At 47.5% G+C, this 15,583-nt stretch carries 11 protein-coding genes; 7 read left to right on the top strand and 4 right to left on the bottom strand.

The window, feature by feature from the left end; translation table 11 throughout:
* Positions 1 to 6 precede the first annotated feature (6 nt).
* Positions 7 to 1,569: a sensor histidine kinase gene (locus Pan161_RS06430; protein WP_145225160.1), complete on the top strand. Its 1,563-nt coding sequence runs from the start codon at positions 7 to 9 to the stop codon at positions 1,567 to 1,569.
* Between the two features lie 390 nt (positions 1,570 to 1,959).
* Positions 1,960 to 3,357, top strand: a complete 1,398-nt coding sequence (locus tag Pan161_RS06425) for a sigma-54-dependent transcriptional regulator (RefSeq protein ID WP_145225158.1) — start codon at positions 1,960 to 1,962, stop codon at positions 3,355 to 3,357.
* Between the two features lie 149 nt (positions 3,358 to 3,506).
* Here the strand turns inward: Pan161_RS06425 and lexA are convergent, their stop codons facing one another.
* A complete protein-coding gene (lexA, locus tag Pan161_RS06420; protein WP_002649781.1) occupies positions 3,507 to 4,109 on the bottom strand; it encodes a transcriptional repressor LexA in 603 nt (200 codons plus the stop codon).
* A gap of 669 nt (positions 4,110 to 4,778) precedes the next feature.
* Between lexA and Pan161_RS06415 the strand changes: the two genes are divergently transcribed.
* The 4 genes from Pan161_RS06415 (at position 4,779) to Pan161_RS06400 (ending at position 10,743) form a co-directional block, all read left to right on the top strand.
* The gene (locus tag Pan161_RS06415; protein ID WP_145225155.1) at positions 4,779 to 5,831 is read left to right on the top strand and encodes a DUF1559 domain-containing protein; all 1,053 of its coding nucleotides are present in this window, start codon (positions 4,779 to 4,781) and stop codon (positions 5,829 to 5,831) included.
* The gene (locus Pan161_RS06410; protein ID WP_197995726.1) at positions 5,828 to 6,688 is read left to right on the top strand and encodes a DUF1583 domain-containing protein; all 861 of its coding nucleotides are present in this window, start codon (positions 5,828 to 5,830) and stop codon (positions 6,686 to 6,688) included. The genes Pan161_RS06415 and Pan161_RS06410 overlap by 4 nt, the downstream gene beginning before the upstream one ends.
* A 160-nt stretch (positions 6,689 to 6,848) precedes the next feature.
* A complete protein-coding gene (locus tag Pan161_RS06405; RefSeq protein ID WP_145225151.1) occupies positions 6,849 to 9,077 on the top strand; it encodes an alpha/beta hydrolase family protein in 2,229 nt (742 codons plus the stop codon).
* Between the two features lie 127 nt (positions 9,078 to 9,204).
* Positions 9,205 to 10,743 carry a HEAT repeat domain-containing protein gene (locus tag Pan161_RS06400; RefSeq protein ID WP_145225149.1) on the top strand — a complete coding sequence of 513 codons (1,539 nt, stop codon included), beginning with the start codon at positions 9,205 to 9,207 and terminating at the stop codon, positions 10,741 to 10,743.
* A gap of 13 nt (positions 10,744 to 10,756) precedes the next feature.
* Here the strand turns inward: Pan161_RS06400 and Pan161_RS06395 are convergent, their stop codons facing one another.
* From Pan161_RS06395 to Pan161_RS06385, 3 genes are all read right to left on the bottom strand, one after another.
* A complete protein-coding gene (locus Pan161_RS06395; protein WP_145225147.1) occupies positions 10,757 to 11,959 on the bottom strand; it encodes a tetratricopeptide repeat protein in 1,203 nt (400 codons plus the stop codon).
* A 199-nt stretch (positions 11,960 to 12,158) separates the two neighbouring features.
* Positions 12,159 to 12,764, bottom strand: a complete 606-nt coding sequence (locus Pan161_RS06390; protein ID WP_145225145.1) for a hypothetical protein — start codon at positions 12,762 to 12,764, stop codon at positions 12,159 to 12,161.
* 93 nt (positions 12,765 to 12,857) lie between these two features.
* Positions 12,858 to 14,531, bottom strand: a complete 1,674-nt coding sequence (locus tag Pan161_RS06385; protein ID WP_145225143.1) for a type II and III secretion system protein family protein — start codon at positions 14,529 to 14,531, stop codon at positions 12,858 to 12,860.
* Positions 14,532 to 15,013: 482 nt separating this feature from the next.
* Here Pan161_RS06385 and Pan161_RS06380 point away from each other — a divergent pair, with 482 nt between their 5' ends.
* Positions 15,014 to 15,568, top strand: a complete 555-nt coding sequence (locus tag Pan161_RS06380) for a hypothetical protein (RefSeq protein ID WP_145225141.1) — start codon at positions 15,014 to 15,016, stop codon at positions 15,566 to 15,568.
* The last annotated feature ends 15 nt before the right edge of the window (positions 15,569 to 15,583 follow it).

Raw genomic sequence — 15,583 nt, 5'->3', positions numbered from 1 at the left:
GTCAGTGTGTTCTTTACGCAAACAATCAGGCGCAAGCTGGGACTGGGGCTGGGGATTATCTTCTTCATGCTCATCATCATGGCTTATGGCGCAGTGTCCGGTTTACAGTCTTATCATAATACGGTTAATGAGTTTAAGTATTCTCTGGATAACTTGCCTGACCGTGATCGCCTGGTTGTCTCTGTGGTGGCACTCAATAAACCCCTGCAGAGAATTCGTCACTCCAAACCAGCAGCCAGTGCACATTTTCAGCAGGAGTTTGATAATCAACTGCAGGAAGTACGCATGGAAATCCAGGGCTTTCTGCAGAAGGTGGATCGCTTGCCCGCGGATCCAGCAATCAAAAACTGGAAAGGATTCGTCGAATCACAATTGAGCGAACACAGTGCGTGCATGTCTATCCTGAATCAACTGGAACTGATGAAGGTTCAACTGGAAAATCCCCAGAAGCGTCATGAGATGGCCGAGCAAATGATTCTGGAAGTGGCCCATCTGGAAACAATGATTCTGGAAGTACGCGATGTCCCCTCTGGTACGAAAGCGGTGCTGGCACGTGCGACTTCCGTTTATCGTTCCCGCTTTAATCTGGTATCAGTGACCTGCGTGGTGGTTTTTATCGCATTTGGCTGTCTGATCTGGTACGGCTACCGTACCGTCCTTGCACCGATTCAGGCATTGCATGAAGGGGCACGCATCGTGGCCCAGGGACATTATGACCACCATTTTGAAATTAAATCTGACGATGAGATGGCGGAACTGGCGGAAGCATTCAACAAGATGACGATGCGGTTCAAAGAGAAACGAGACGAATTGAATCATAAGGTGGACGAGCGGAGTAAACAGCTGGTACGTTCAGAGCGCCTGGCGGGTATCGGTGTGCTGGCAGCAGGCGTGGCGCACGAAATCAACAATCCCTTGTCTGCGATTTCGATGGCATCGGAATCATTACAGGGACGGATCGTCGACTTAAAACCCCATTGTGAAGATGCGGACTTTGAAGTTGTCGAGCAGTATCTGAGTCTGATTCAGCGAGAATCGATGCGCTGTCGCGAGATTACCTCGAAACTGCTTGATTTTTCCCGTGGCCAGAATTCCGTTCGCAGTCAGAATGATCTTGTAGGAGTCATTGATGAAGTCTGCTCCATGGTCAACCTGATCAAGCGACTGAAAGGCAGGAACATTCATTTTTCTGTCCGCAATCCCTGTAGAGCTGAATTTAACCCTGCTGAAATCAAGCAGGTGGTTCTTAATATTATGACGAATGCCCTGGAATCTATGGAAGTCGGGGGAAATCTGGAGATCGAAGTCCATGAGCATGTTGATTCGGTCACCCTGATTTTTCGGGATGATGGTCGAGGGATGACCCAGGAAGTGAAAGAGAGTCTGTTTGACCCCTTCTTCACTCAGAGGGCAGATGGAACAGGGACGGGGCTGGGCATGTCCATCACACATCGGATTGTAAAAGATCATGGTGGTGAGATCGAAGTGGAAAGTCCCGGGCCCGGGCTGGGCAGTACCATTTTTGTTGAACTGCCGAAAAAGACTAAGCTGCAAAGTGTTGCTGCTTAATACTTTAGTGGTATTTTTTTCTGATGGAGTTTCTGCGATTCTCCGATTGCCACGATTTTCAAAATCTGATATCACACGTCTCTCCCCACAAATGATTCACATAAAGTTAACGATACAGGAGAAAATGGATGTTCTCTGTACTGCAGGCAAGTCTCAGTATTTCCCTTCCTGATTTGACACAGTTCGTGCAGAGAAAGGTCCTGTATGGAGTCCCGGTTCCGGGGCTGCAACTTTGAGTATCGAAACTGGAGAACAGGATGAGTCAGTTCACTGCGAACTGGCTTTCTCCAGAGCCTTTCCCATAATCCTTCCTGAATACCATTCGGTTATGAAATTTGTTAAATGGCTTTCTCTTTGACAGGATGTCAGAGCAGGAAGAAGGAGCACAACTTGAGTAATTCGGTCAATAAATTACGGGTCCTGTTTGTCGACGATGAAGCGGCAATTCGGGAAGTCATGCGAATTGAGCTGCCACGTATGGGACATGATGTCACCATTTGTGAAGATGGCCAGTCGGCACTAATCGCATTGGATAAAATTACCTTTGATGCAGCGATTGTTGATTTACGGATGCCTGGTTTGAGTGGCTGGGATGTCGTCGATCATATTAATAAGGTCTCCCCCGAGACCGAAGTGATTATCAGTACCGGTCATGGCAGTATCGACGAAGCGATTCAGGCGATCCGACGCGGCGCTTATGATTTCCTGCCGAAACCATGCAAACTGATTGATATTGCTACTGTTTTACAGAAAGTGGCTGATAAACGATCCCTGCAGAATAAAAATTATGCCCTGGAATCCCGCTTGAAAAGTGTGGAAGGTCCCTGCCAGATTGTGGGGGAAACGCCCCCGATGATGCGGGTGAAAAAACTGATCGAAAAGATCGCACCGACCGATTCGACGGCGCTGATCCTCGGAGAAACCGGGACCGGGAAAGAACTGGTGGCACGCAGAGTTCACGACTTGAGTACGCGTGCTTCTATGCCCTTTGTCCCTGTTAACTGTGGTGCCCTGCCGGAAAACCTGGTGGAAAGCGAGCTGTTTGGTCATCGTAAAGGAGCCTTTACCGGTGCAGATACACCACGTAAGGGTCTGATCGAGATTGCCAATGGCGGTACACTCTTCCTGGATGAACTGGGAGAACTGGACAAAACCATGCAGGTGAAACTGCTGCGTTTCCTGGAATCAGGAGAAGTCCGTCGCGTGGGTGACAGTGAAACATTCCATGTTGATGTGCGGATTGTCTGCGCGACCAACCGTGATTTGAAAGAAATGGTTACGGAAGGCACATTCCGCGAAGATCTTTATTTCCGCGTGAATACGTTTGAGATCAATCTTCCAGCATTGCGGGAACGAAAAGGCGATATTCCGGAAATTTCTCGTGTGCTGTTGAAACGGCATTTGAAAAAGGATTCCATTCCCCTGGATATTCTCTCACCAGATACGATTGAGATCCTGCAGGAGTATGACTGGAAAGGCAATGTTCGGGAGCTGGCCAATGCTCTGGAACATGCAGTGATTTTATGGGATGGCGTCCAGATTCAGGTCGGCGATTTGCCATCCAATCTGACCCGGCATTCTTCGATTCCGATGTCTTCTGGTTCGACTGCCGTCAACTGGACCGAGGGCATGGAGGGGAAAACATTGCGGGATATCGAAATGGAAGTGATTTACCATGTTCTCGATACGCACGATGGTGATAAACCCAAATGTGCGGCTGAACTGGGTATCGCATTGAAAACGCTGTACAACAAACTGAATCAGTATCAGACTCGGGCCGCTGGTTAAGCCCGTCTGTCCACCACGTTTTCCATGCATATAAAAAAATGCTCTGGCATTTTCTGCCAGAGCATTGATTTGAATTAGCTTCGAAAAACATACCGTCTGCTTTTATCTGTTACAGTGTTGCTACAGATGATTCAGCGAGACAGATCCTTTTAATATTTTCGAATGACTCCTGTCACAACTCCGAGGATGTCAACATTCTTGGAGTAAATTGGCTGCATGCTGGAGTTAGCGGGCTCAAGGCGAATGCGATCGCCTTCGGAATAGTAACGTTTTAAGGTTGCTTCCTGACCATCGACCAGCGCGACAACAATATCACCTTCTTTGCAGGTGTTCTGCTTGTGGACGATGACATAATCTCCATCAGCGATCTGATCTTCGATCATGGAAACGCCTTTGACTTTGAGGCAGAACTGATCATCGGGATCAAACAGGGAGCCGAAGTCAATATGCTCATCATCCTGGACAGCCAGAACAGGGCTTCCTGCGGCGATTTGTCCAGCCAGTGGAAGTCGTGTCCGTTTCTGTGAGTGATCGCACAACTGAATCGCACGTGACATGTGAGATTCGCGAGTAATGAGCCCTTTCTTTTCGAGGGCTTTCAGGTGGCACATCACGCCATTGGGGGAGCGAATGCCAAAATTGGCACCGATTTCACGGACGGTCGGGCCATAACCACGGTTAATGATCTTGTCTTTCAGGAAATCATAAATTTCCTGCTGTCGTTGTGTAAGGTTTGCTTTGGTGCCTGCCATAACAAAGTACCCCATTTCTTCAATATAGAGTGAACTGATCATAGATTCCTGAAACAATCAGGAACAAAAAAATGCCTGATCCCAAAACAGAACCGCTTTGGGATCTCTTAAGTAGTACGAAAAATCAAGAAAAGAAGAATTGAGGGTGTCTTCATGTGATACTCACATTGAATCCTGATTTTTCATATAGCTTCTATTCTAGTATACTATCGTCTACACGGCAAGGAGGACGATTGAAAACATACTTGAATTATGCAGTCTAAAATATTTAGTTAAACAAAATTAGACGTGGAAACGAATCGTAAGATTATAAATTAACTGGAGTTGCGATTATAAAACTTTAGTAATCCTGAACACGATGTTTTTCTGAATATTTGTTTGAATGTTCATAGGGAGATACGGCATTACTGTAGGTAGGTTTCCTCTATTGAAAAGATGTCTAAAGTTTCAATTATCAAAAAAAAGTGAATCTGACCATTAAATGCGTGTTTATCTGTGAAAAATGCGCGTTTATCTGTGAAAGCCTGCTCAAGTTAGACTTCAGTAGTTAGTTGTATAGTGAGGTTCATTTCTTAACTCAGAAAACTGAGAAATTTGAAAGAATTAAATGTAAAAATTGCGGTGGTGGTCCAGAAGTTGTCTAAAAGAGGCTAGATTAGAGGGTTATAGATGAAGGCCATTGAATATAAAGGCAGCAGAGCAGTAAAGCTGATCCGACCTGGGTTCACCTTGATAGAGCTTTTGGTAGCGATCACGATTATTGGTCTATTGATTGCATTGCTCTTACCCGCGGTGCAGGCAGTCCGCGAATCCGCCCGCAAAATGCAGTGTGCCAATAATCTGCATCAGATCGGGATTGCCTTACAGTCTTACCACGCATCCCACGACGTACTGCCATTTGGAGTGGGCGCTGATCATGATGGGCCGATCTCCTCTCTGGGGACCCTGGCAGATCGTCGCTATTCTGCACATGCGATGTTACTGCCTTACCTGGATCAGGCAGTGGTTTATAATCAGTTGAATTTCAATGTCGCTCCCTTTTATCCCTTTGTGAATGCAGCAGATGGTGATCAGGAAGAACTGGAACTGCGATTTAATGAAGTGATCAACGGGGCGGCTGCACAAGCCAGGCTACCTGTTTTTATCTGTCCCAGTGACCTGGACCGCCTGAAAAGTCGTTGGGGGCCCAATAACTATCGGTCATGTAACGGGAGTTCCTGGTCGGGTAGAGCAGGGAACGGGATGTTTGGGCAGAACAGCAGCGTTCGCATGCGGGATGTTAAAGACGGACTCTCTCAGACAGCTATGTTCAGTGAGCATGTCAAAGGCAGTTGGGATGACACAGTGATTGATCCCCTGTCAGATTTATATAACCTGCAGGGAGTCTGGACAGAAAGTCAGTTTTCTGATGCCTGTGGAGGATTAATACCCCAGTCAGCAGGGGCCTACCAGTATGATGTCGAATCGGGGCAGACCTGGCTGGCAGGGAATATGAACTGGACCCGTTATAACCATGTGCGAACTCCGAATCGGACGAATTGTAAAAATGGACTTACCTGGGATGGGGTCATTTTGAATCCCTCCAGCTGGCATGGTCAGGGGGTGAATGTGTTGATGGGAGATGGCGTTGTCCGATTTGTGAATGAAAATATCAATACAGAGATCTGGCAGGCAATGGGAACCATCTCTGGTGGAGAAACCGTAACGGGGGCAGGTCTGTGAAGTCACAATTTCATTCTGCAGTGATTTTTTTGTGCGTGATCTGTCTGGTACAGTTGAGTACGGGAGCACTCCAGGCCGAGCAGGAAAAACGCGAGTTGAAATTCGATTTCCTCGGAGAACAGTTTGATAACGGGCAACTCGTGCCACTGGGAAGAGGAATCGTCAAATTGATAGAGCCGCGCAGGGATGGTCTTTTCTTGAGACTGCCGGCGGGGCATAAAATCTCTTCAGTAGGAATCAGCCCTCGATTTCAGTTAAGTGGTGATTTTGAAATCACTGCTTCTTATGAGGTGCCTGGCTGGAAAAATCCCGAGTCAGGTTATGGAATGGGGCCGAGCGTCTATTTAAGGATGCATGATGAAAAAGAATCGGCTGCGATGATTGGTCGATTATTACGCCCGGGGAAGAAGCACGTATTCAGTACCACTCTTTCGACAACAGTTGAAGGAAAACGCAATTTTGATGTCAAACTGGTTGACGCGAAGCAGAACTCAGGAAAACTGAAGCTGATCAGAACCGGGAGTCAGCTGAAATTCCTGGTTTCTGATGGAGCGGGAGACGAGTTTCGCGAACTACGTGAAGTTGAGCTGGGAACAGCCGATGTCGATCTGCTGCGGCTGGGAGCACAGCAGAGCGATCTGGAAACTCCCGTCCAGGTTTTGTGGAAAGATCTGTCGATCACTGCGGAAGCATTTCCCAATCATCCCGACTCGCTGGCGATGGGGGAGCGCCACCACGTTCCCACCTATCAGGCGGCTCCACAGCCTCATTCCATTCCTCTGATCTGGAGCCTGGTATCGGGCATCGCTTTGCTGTGTATTCTAATTGCTGTGTACCTGATCAGAAAACGGGCCTGACTCCTGCGAAGCCTGTGAATCGGGTACGACACTCCCGTAAAAGGCACTCTCGGACTGGCAACAATCAAGTGGTTCCGGTTAGACTGAATAGACGAAATTCAATCTCGATTCCAGCTGGAATTACCTCTCAGATCGCATCAATGAAGAAAGCGGGGCTACGATGATTCAGAATGACGACCAGATTTCCATGGACCGCAGAACTGCTTTGCAGAATATTGGCCTGGCATTGGTGTCCGCAGGAGTCATTGGTTCTCCCACGGGACTGGCATCCGTATTCGCAGCGGACGAAGACCCGGCATTTAAAGACAGTCGGCTGGAAGCATTGAAGGACCTGAATGGTTACTTCCCGTTTACGCCTGCGGAGTCGCCGGAAGCCTGGGAAAAGCGAGCTGAATATGTCAGGCGGCAGATTAAAGTCGCCGCCGGAGTCTGGCCTGAACCAGAGAATACAAAAATCAACGCAACTCTCCATGGAAAAGTAGATCGGGATGAGTACACCGTTGAGAAAGTATTTTTTCAAAGTTCTCCGGGACTGTATGTGACCGGTAACCTGTATCGTCCGAAAGGCAAATCAGGACCATTTCCGATGGTACTCTCGCCGCATGGACATTTTGCAGAAGGCCGTTTCTATGACAGTGGGGCGCAGAAGGTTCAGGCTAATATTAAAGCGGGCGCAGAAAAATATGAAGTCGGCGGACGCTATCCATTACAGGCGCGCTGTGTCGAACTGGCGCGCATGGGGTGTATGGTCTTTCATTATGATATGCTCGGATACGCCGACGGTTTCTGTTTGAGTTATGATCTGATCCACCGCTTTGCGAAACAGCGGCCCGAAATGTCGAGTGAAAAGAACTGGGGGCTGTTCAGCGCGCAATCAGAATTGCGGCTGATCAGCGCGCTGGGTTTGCAGACTTTGAACTCGATTCGTGCGCTGGACTGGGTTTGCTCTCTGCCGGAAGTCGATCAGAAACGGATCGGGATTACGGGGGCCAGTGGCGGCGGGACACAAACATTTATCCTGGCTGCCATCGATCAGCGGATTACCGCTGCGTTTCCAGCAGTGATGGTTTCTACTGCGATGCAGGGGGGCTGTACCTGTGAAAATGCGACCTATCTGCGCGTCGGAACGGGCAATATTGAATTTGCAGCTTTGCTGGCACCGCGTCCGCTGGGCGTGACGGCGGCTGATGACTGGACGAAAGAAATTGAAAGCAAAGGTCTGCCGGAACTGAAACAGCATTTTAAAATGCTGGGTGTGCCAGAAAATGTGATCGGGAAATACTTTCCGTTCCCTCATAATTATAATTATGTCAGTCGGGCGATGATGTATGAGTTCTTCAATCAGCATTTTCAACTGGGATTGTCTTCTCCGATTGTTGAAGCTGATTTCAAGCCGCTGTCTCGTGAGGAATTAACTGTCTGGAACAAAAAATACCCGGCTCCTCCCGGAGATGAACAATCGGAAATCAAAATTCTACATACGCTGGCGAAGAATAATGCGAAACAGATTAAACGATTAACGCCGCGGGATCAAAAGAGCCTGGCGGAGTACCGCCGAGTTGTCGGCGGCGCGATTGAAGTGATGATCGGCCGTTCGCTGCCCGATAAAGAAGACCTGGAACCAGAGAATCTTTCTGAAGAATCCAAATCAGGTTATCGACAGTATCATACATTGATCAAAAACAAACGATATGAAGAAGTCACACCAACCCTCTTCTTTTTGCCTGATCAATGGAATCAGAAAGTCGTGATCTGGTTAGACAATCAGGGGAAATCCGGACTGTTGAAAGCTGATGGAACTCTCAAATCGCCGATCCAGCGACTGGTTGATTCCGGGACTGCTGTCGCGGGGATCGATGTATTATATCAGGGAGAATTCAGCAAGCTGCAGGCGGCCCCAACGGAAATGCCTGTGGTAAATAATCCCCGGGAATTCGCCGGGTATACCTTGGGCTATAATCATCCGGTTTTCTCGAAGCAGGTTCATGACATCTTGAATGTACTCGCATTTTCGAAGCATCACGATAGTCAGCCTCAATCGATTGCTCTGGCTGGTTTTGGTTTTTCCGGAGTACTGGCGGCTGCGGCTGGTGCGCACTCTTCCGATATCATTCAGAAACTGGCTGTTGATACGAGGGGCTTCCGTTTTAAGGAGATCACTAATATTCGGGATCTGCGTTTGTGGCCTGGCGCCATCAAGTATGGTGACGTGGAAGGATTATTGTCTCTGTGTCAGCCAGCATCGCTCTGGCTTGCGGGAAAATCAAGTTCGGTTCCTGAGCTGATTCAGGCGACATACAATGCGGCTGGCCAACTGAATCAGGTGACTTTGTATAATGAAACGGCAAATCGAGAAGCAGCGGCTGTCGACTGGCTGCTGAAAGGATGAATGCAGGAGGACCGGAAAAAACACGATAAAACTAATGCAACGTGAGTAATTATGTGTATACTGGCAGGGACATCTGCCTGGTGTTTTACCGGAAGATACCAGTTTCATTCTTTGCGTGGAGTCTCCAATGTTCGCTCGTCACTTCTCTCGATTGATGTTTGCCAGTTTGCTGTTTGGGGCTTACTCTTTCCTGCTGTTCACTGCCCCGGCTGTCAGCCTGGCTGCAGAGCCGCTTCGCCTGAAATACAACTGGGAAAAAGGCCAGCAGTATGCTTATCGAGTCAAAATTGAAGTCAGCATGGAAGAGTATGCGGAAACGCTAAGCGGAGTTGAGCAATATGACGTGACCGAGTCTGATGCCGATTCCATCTCTGTACGATGTACGGGAAGTCTGAATTCCGTGACCAAACGGAAGAGCAGGCGTATCTTGATTCCCCCGATGCGAATGCAACTACACAGTCCTTTTGCCGGACTGTCTGGCAACTTTTCAGGCGCGTTTGAACAACATGAAATTAAACTGAACCGCTTTGGCGAAATCGATACCGTTAAAGGTTCATCCTTGTTGCCTTATCTGCTGGGACACCTCTCTCAGATCAACCTGATTCCGCTTTCACCTGAAGGGGAGCGATCATGGTCGGAATCTGAAAAAAGCAAGATATCAGTCATCTCCTCAGATCGTTTTTCCTCTCCTTTACGGGGTTCGAATGTAGAAAAGACACTGGGAGCCAAGAAAACGACGGATTATAAGATTGTTAATCAAGAGGGAGATCTGGTGACTGTAGAAGTCAAGTACTCTTACCAGACAGTTTCGATGATCGAAGACAGTGGTCCGGAAGTAGAACTGTCCGGAGACGGCACGGTTCAGTTCGATCAAAAACAGGGGTGCATTAAAAATCTGGCTTTGAATTACAAACTCATTAAGCGTTCAGAGAACATCACGCAAAAAATTCCGATTACCGTTTCATCTACACTGTTGAGTGCAGACGAACTGGCAAAGCTGAGAGCAGACCAGAAAGCAGCCATGGCGAAGCAAGCGGCTGAAATGAAAAAACGTGAGGAGGCAGCCCGATTTGAGATTCCCGAGAATATTGACGCCGGATTGAAGACAATACTTAAGGATCTGGCAACAAAAGATATTTTCAAGCGAAAAGCGGCATTGCAGAAGTTAAGCCAGGCGAAGCCAGAGCAACCGAATCGAGAAATATCCGGAATCTTAATCGGGGTATTGAATAGTAAAGACATCACTGTTGTGCTGGATGCCTCACGGGCGCTTGTTGTCTGGTCGTCGAAGGATGATATTCCTGCAATGACCGAAGTGTTATCCGAAGTGAATATTCTGGGCCAGGAAAACGTGATGGAAGCGATCCTGAAACACGAAACCCCAGAAGGTGTCGAGGCAGTGGCAGGACTCCTGAAGGACCCGGTGAAAGCTCATCATGCTTCTAAGAAGCTGATTGAGTATGGGAGTGGAGCTGAAGATGCCGTATTGGAACAGCTGGATCCTGATCAGTTTATTGTACTGGTGAATGTCTTACGTGTGTTGAAAGAGATTGGCACAGAAAAAAGCCTCAAAAAAATTGAGGAGGTCACGCGCACTACGACTAAAAACAGTTTTCGTTTTCAGGCTGCTTCCACGGTGAAAGCAATTGAAGCACGGATCAACTAAGCGTGACAGAGGTTTACGGACTGGTTAGTTCATTAAGTGAGCGGAACATGGGTGCTTCTGCTGGAACCTCGTTTGAGATCCGGATAATGGCTGGTTTGTCTTCCTCGGTGATTTCATCCAGGCTGCGGAACGAATTGATCTCCAGCGGTTCCAGTTCTTCTTCGGCCTGATTTTCGATAACCGGCGCGGTTTTAGCTACAGGAGCAGGCTCAGCTGGAGCAAGTAACTCTCTCTTGAGAGTCGCCTGTGTCACCAGTTTCTGCCTGTTTATTTTGACTGGTGAATTGAGAGACTGCCGTGATTCTTCTGGAGCAGTCTGATTTGCACTCACTAACTGAGTATTCTGCTGAACTGGTATTTTACGAAAATCGGGTTCTCCAGCCGGTTTTACTGTTTCCGTCCGACTGGCGACACTTTGTCTCGTGACCGTTTTTTCGCTCAATGGATTCTTTGTCGCTGTTTTTTCAGGAGCGGTTTGAGCAGGCTGTGCCTGGCTGGCAGCGAGCTGTTTGTCCGGTTGAGCTTGTGGCTGAATTTCCTGTTTTGCGAGATAGATGTTTTTCATCACAGCCAATTCGGCTGCAGCCAGACCAGCGGTTTCCAGAGTCGGGTCAGCGGTTAATGCCAGATCATATTCCTTAAGGGCCATTTCCCCTTCACCCCGCTGAGTATGAATGTATGCCACATTCGCATGGGCTTCAGCATCTGACATGATATTGCGGAAGAGTGTGTAACTTTCTTTGAAACGTCCCTGGTTTCCTACTGTTAACGCCAGATTGTTCATGACACGTTTATTATTCGCATCGTTCCGCAGGGCTGCTGACAGGATTTTTTCCGCAGCTTCATATTGACCGCGTTTATACAGGGCATAACCGAAGTCGTTCAGCACTTCTGAATTATTAGGATCCAGCTGTTTTGCCTGAGTGAAGTAACGTGTGGCAGCAACCGAATCACCCAGCTGCGAGCAGACAATCCCTAATCGATGGCAGGCGACAACGCTACGAGGATTCTTTTTCAGATAGGTTTCGTACTGTTTCCGCGCTGCCATCCACTCTTTTTTACGCTCAAAGCCGCGTGCCGCAGTTAATACCTGTTCCGAATGATGTTTTCCCGGTAAAGCTGATTTCACCTTGGAAACCTGTGTTCCCAGTTGGGCGCATCCCTGAAGTGAAATGATGAGGATTACAGCTGAACAAAACAATCCTTTGTCGTTCATAACTCTGTCCTGACGTAATTCGACTAAAATATTGAAGAATTCAACTGGAATTCTAAGGTGTCACAGTGAAAAAAATCGTCTGCAGAAATGGTTGAAAATTTTAATTCTGTGATGAGAGGTGTGAATGGATCGTTTTATTAAAAGGTGGACGGATTCTTAAGAATCCGTCCACCTTAAATCAGTTTTCAGTCAGTCGAGTTTAGAAGACACCCGCACCGCCACCGCCGCCGAATCCACCACCACCACCACCAAATCCACCACCAAATCCACCGCCAAATCCACCGCCATTTCCGCGATTCGAGAATCCGGTGGAGTAAGCCCTGTAGGCTTCGAAGCCTTCGAAGCCAGGTGTGAAGGCAGGGGCCACAACAACACGTTCGTCCGCATCCTGAACGTTCATCGCCTGCAGCATCTTGACAATGATATTGCGACGATGCATGTCCAGGTCGTCATTGCCATGTATCGGATATTTATATTCCGAAGATTCCCTGACTGACATCGAACTGGGTTCGACAACAACCGGGAAAGGCGTTGAAGCCATACGAACTGCGATCTGTTTAATGTGATCTTCGCCAGCGGCATTCAGTTTTGCAGTAGTACCTACGAATTCACTTTCGACGATCACAAAGTCAGAAGCTTCTCCGTCTTCCTCCTGCTTTTGCCAAATGTCATCACTGATGGTTCCCAGTGGCGCTACAGAGTCGTAGGGAATTTCTGCGTGATGTTGATTATGTTGGCAACCACTGATCAGCATTGCTGCTAAAGCAATAGCAGGCAAACTTGCAATTTTGGGTTGTATAGACATCGCTTACTTCCTTGTATTTCTCTCACATAAGATTCAAAAAATGTGATTGGAATTTTTATAAGTATCATTTGGCAAAGAAATAATCAGTTGAAATTATTCAGAGAATCCGTAATCACCATTGATGTAATATTTATCACACTTGCTCTGGTGAATGAAATCTTTCTGTTGCTGGTGTATCCGCTTTTTCTGCATATACCAGACTGTGCTTCGATGGTGCACGTCAGGTTTGCCTTCAATATTATTCATAAAGAAGAAGTCCACGTCGCCTGGTTCGGTGACTTCCATTCCAGGTAGTACGGTGGGAGCATCTTCAGGTTCCATTGGATGTACCAGTTCAGGGCTGATCAGGATGATCAGTTCTGTTTCATCACGAGAAACTGCTTTATTAGAAAACAGTGTACCAACCAGTGGAATGTCTCCAATGAAGGGAACACGGTTCAAGTCACCCCGCTGTTGTTCCTGGAGCAGACCGGCGATAGCCAATACTTGACCTTCCCGCAGATCAACCGTCGTAGTGACAGCTTGAACATTCACACCCAGAACCCCACCTGATGTTAATGCCGGATTGACCGTACTGAATGAAGGAGACACCTGTAATCGAATGCGGTCTTTATCCAGAACAGTAGGCAGGAAGGACAGTTGAGTTCCAAACCCTTTGAAAGTCGTTGTTGCAGCTTGTGCACCACCAACCCCGACAACTGTCGGAACAGCAAACTCACCACCAGAGATAAAGTTGGCTGTGCGGCCACTGATGGTGACCAGGTTTGGTTCTGCCAGTATTTTAGCATAGCCATTCTGTGCCAGAGCTGAGATAAACAGGTCGACATCATTGCTCGTTAAGGAAGCAGTTACGAGACCGGTTCCCCCATTCCCCAGTTGCTGTGCAACTCCAGAGAATAACTGAGCCCAGCCAAAATCACCGGATTGTACAAGTAAGTCGGTGCTGGCGGTACGGGCTGCGGATCGGTCGATCTGAGCGATACGGACCTTAAGCATGATCTGTTTTTCACCGGGCACTTTCATCATGTCAATGACGGTAGCTTCCGGAAGCGTAGCTCCATCCGGGAATGGATCAGCGGCAGAACCATTTGCGAACAGGGAACCGCCGCCCATTCCGCCGCCCTGGCCTCCACCTGACCCAGAGTGGGCACGGATAATTGAAATAATTTGTGTTGCTTCCTGTTCATCTCGAGCCTGACCGCGGACAATCAGTTTGTCTGCGAAGGGGATGAGTTGAATTTTGCTGTTCGGGAAGAACTCGTTAATCATTTTCTGGAATTCGCCGTATTCCATCCGACGAAGATCTTCGATGGAATTGTCACCTTCCACTTTTACCTGCACGCTCAGGATCTGGGGATTCGCTTCATCACCCAGCCAGAGTGTCATGGTGGTAGTACCGGTTTCTTTTCCGATGACTTCCACTTCCTGTGATCCAAATGCGACCACTTCAATTTTTGAAGGGTCTGCGATGGCTACCCGGAACACGTCCATCTTCATTTTCAGAATTTTTGAATGTCGTTGTTGAACACTGAGTTCTACTTCAGATTCATAAATCTGATCAACGAGTTGATGGACTTTCTCTTTGGTTTTAGTGCTGATGACTGGTGTATATTTTTTCTTCACACCAGGCTTGTAGTTATTCGTTTTCAACTTTCCCGGAACAGGAGGAGCTGGCGGGACCTGTGCAGCAATTGGCGATGCTGTGATAGCGACACCGCAGGCAACTGCCAGCATTGTGCGTCTTTTCCATGAGGCATTTATAGACATACTTGTCTCCCAATCCTTTGGTCGTCAATTTTGAGAAATTGGAGTAAGTGATTTATTAAATAACTATTGTCCGATTAAAACCACGTTTAAGCGAACTTTCATTTTAAACTTAGTCCAGGTGTCTGTTCTGTGTTGCCAGTTATCGTGTCACAGAGTCGGTGACTTACACTATCAGTTGTATTCGTTCTTTATGATCGGCAATGTGTATTTGTCCTTTACAAACAAATCCCATGGCATCAATCATATCGGTTAGAACTGTACGAAAGGTTGATATTAATTTTGCCGTGTTTCCCAATTTATGTATATTTTGAGATTTTACTGATTTCCTCTATTTTCACTTTACATTTGGACCATATCAGGACGAAAACGAATTATGGTGGGAGAATTTGTGCTCTGATTCCAGAGTGAATATCAATTTATTGTCCACCATAATGCCTAACCAAAAGTGTTGTTGATACAACGTAAAAATAAAAGGTGGTCTCATGAATGCGAGTTTTGCATTGCTCATCGGTTTAAGTGTCTGGCAGTACGACGGAGAAGTTGTACCCGTCAACTCGGTCAGTGCTCCCGCAACAGTCTCAATGGCATCATGTCAAAATACCTGCACTGCTTCGGACTCTTGTTTGACAGGTGGTTGTAGTACAGGTGATCTTTGTCAGCCCGGAGGGCTCTTCGGTCACTGGGGTCTGTGGGACAACTGCTACAGTGACAATGGTTGCAAACTGAAAAAGCGTAGCTGGTTTTGTGGGAAAACGACAGGTGATATGTACCCACATTATCCTTACCCGCCTGTCTATCATGGATACTATTACTTCCGACCTTACAATTACACAAATATTCTTCGTCAGAAAGGTGAGATTATTGCTCTCGGTGGAAACCCGAAAGCTCCCTACGCTCACAAAATGTTCGATCGAATCTACGAGCAGATCGACTTGACAGCATACGAAGAATTCCCAGCAGACGGTGATGGCGTGCCCACGCTGCAACCGATTCATAATTCTCTTCCCAGCCTGGAAGATATTTTGAAAAGCAAATAGTTCCCTCAATTGTGA

Origin of the sequence: Gimesia algae, assembly GCF_007746795.1 — a bacterium.
GTDB lineage: Bacteria > Planctomycetota > Planctomycetia > Planctomycetales > Planctomycetaceae > Gimesia > Gimesia algae.
The sequence above is the reverse complement of the archived record's forward strand: the minus strand, read 5'-3'. Positions and strand labels throughout refer to the sequence as shown.

Bases quoted from the DNA above. Each gene is read 5' to 3' on its own strand.
- Pan161_RS06390 (WP_145225145.1), bottom strand. From the start codon at position 12,764: ATGTCTATACAACCCAAAATTGCAAGTTTGCCTGCTATTGCTTTAGCA.
- Pan161_RS06385 (WP_145225143.1), bottom strand. From the start codon at position 14,531: ATGTCTATAAATGCCTCATGGAAAAGACGCACAATGCTGGCAGTTGCC.
- Pan161_RS06400 (WP_145225149.1), top strand. From the start codon at position 9,205: ATGTTCGCTCGTCACTTCTCTCGATTGATGTTTGCCAGTTTGCTGTTT.
- Pan161_RS06405 (WP_145225151.1), top strand. From the start codon at position 6,849: ATGATTCAGAATGACGACCAGATTTCCATGGACCGCAGAACTGCTTTG.
- lexA (WP_002649781.1), bottom strand. From the start codon at position 4,109: ATGGCAGGCACCAAAGCAAACCTTACACAACGACAGCAGGAAATTTAT.
- Pan161_RS06415 (WP_145225155.1), top strand. From the start codon at position 4,779: ATGAAGGCCATTGAATATAAAGGCAGCAGAGCAGTAAAGCTGATCCGA.
- Pan161_RS06380 (WP_145225141.1), top strand. From the start codon at position 15,014: ATGAATGCGAGTTTTGCATTGCTCATCGGTTTAAGTGTCTGGCAGTAC.
- Pan161_RS06395 (WP_145225147.1), bottom strand. From the start codon at position 11,959: ATGAACGACAAAGGATTGTTTTGTTCAGCTGTAATCCTCATCATTTCA.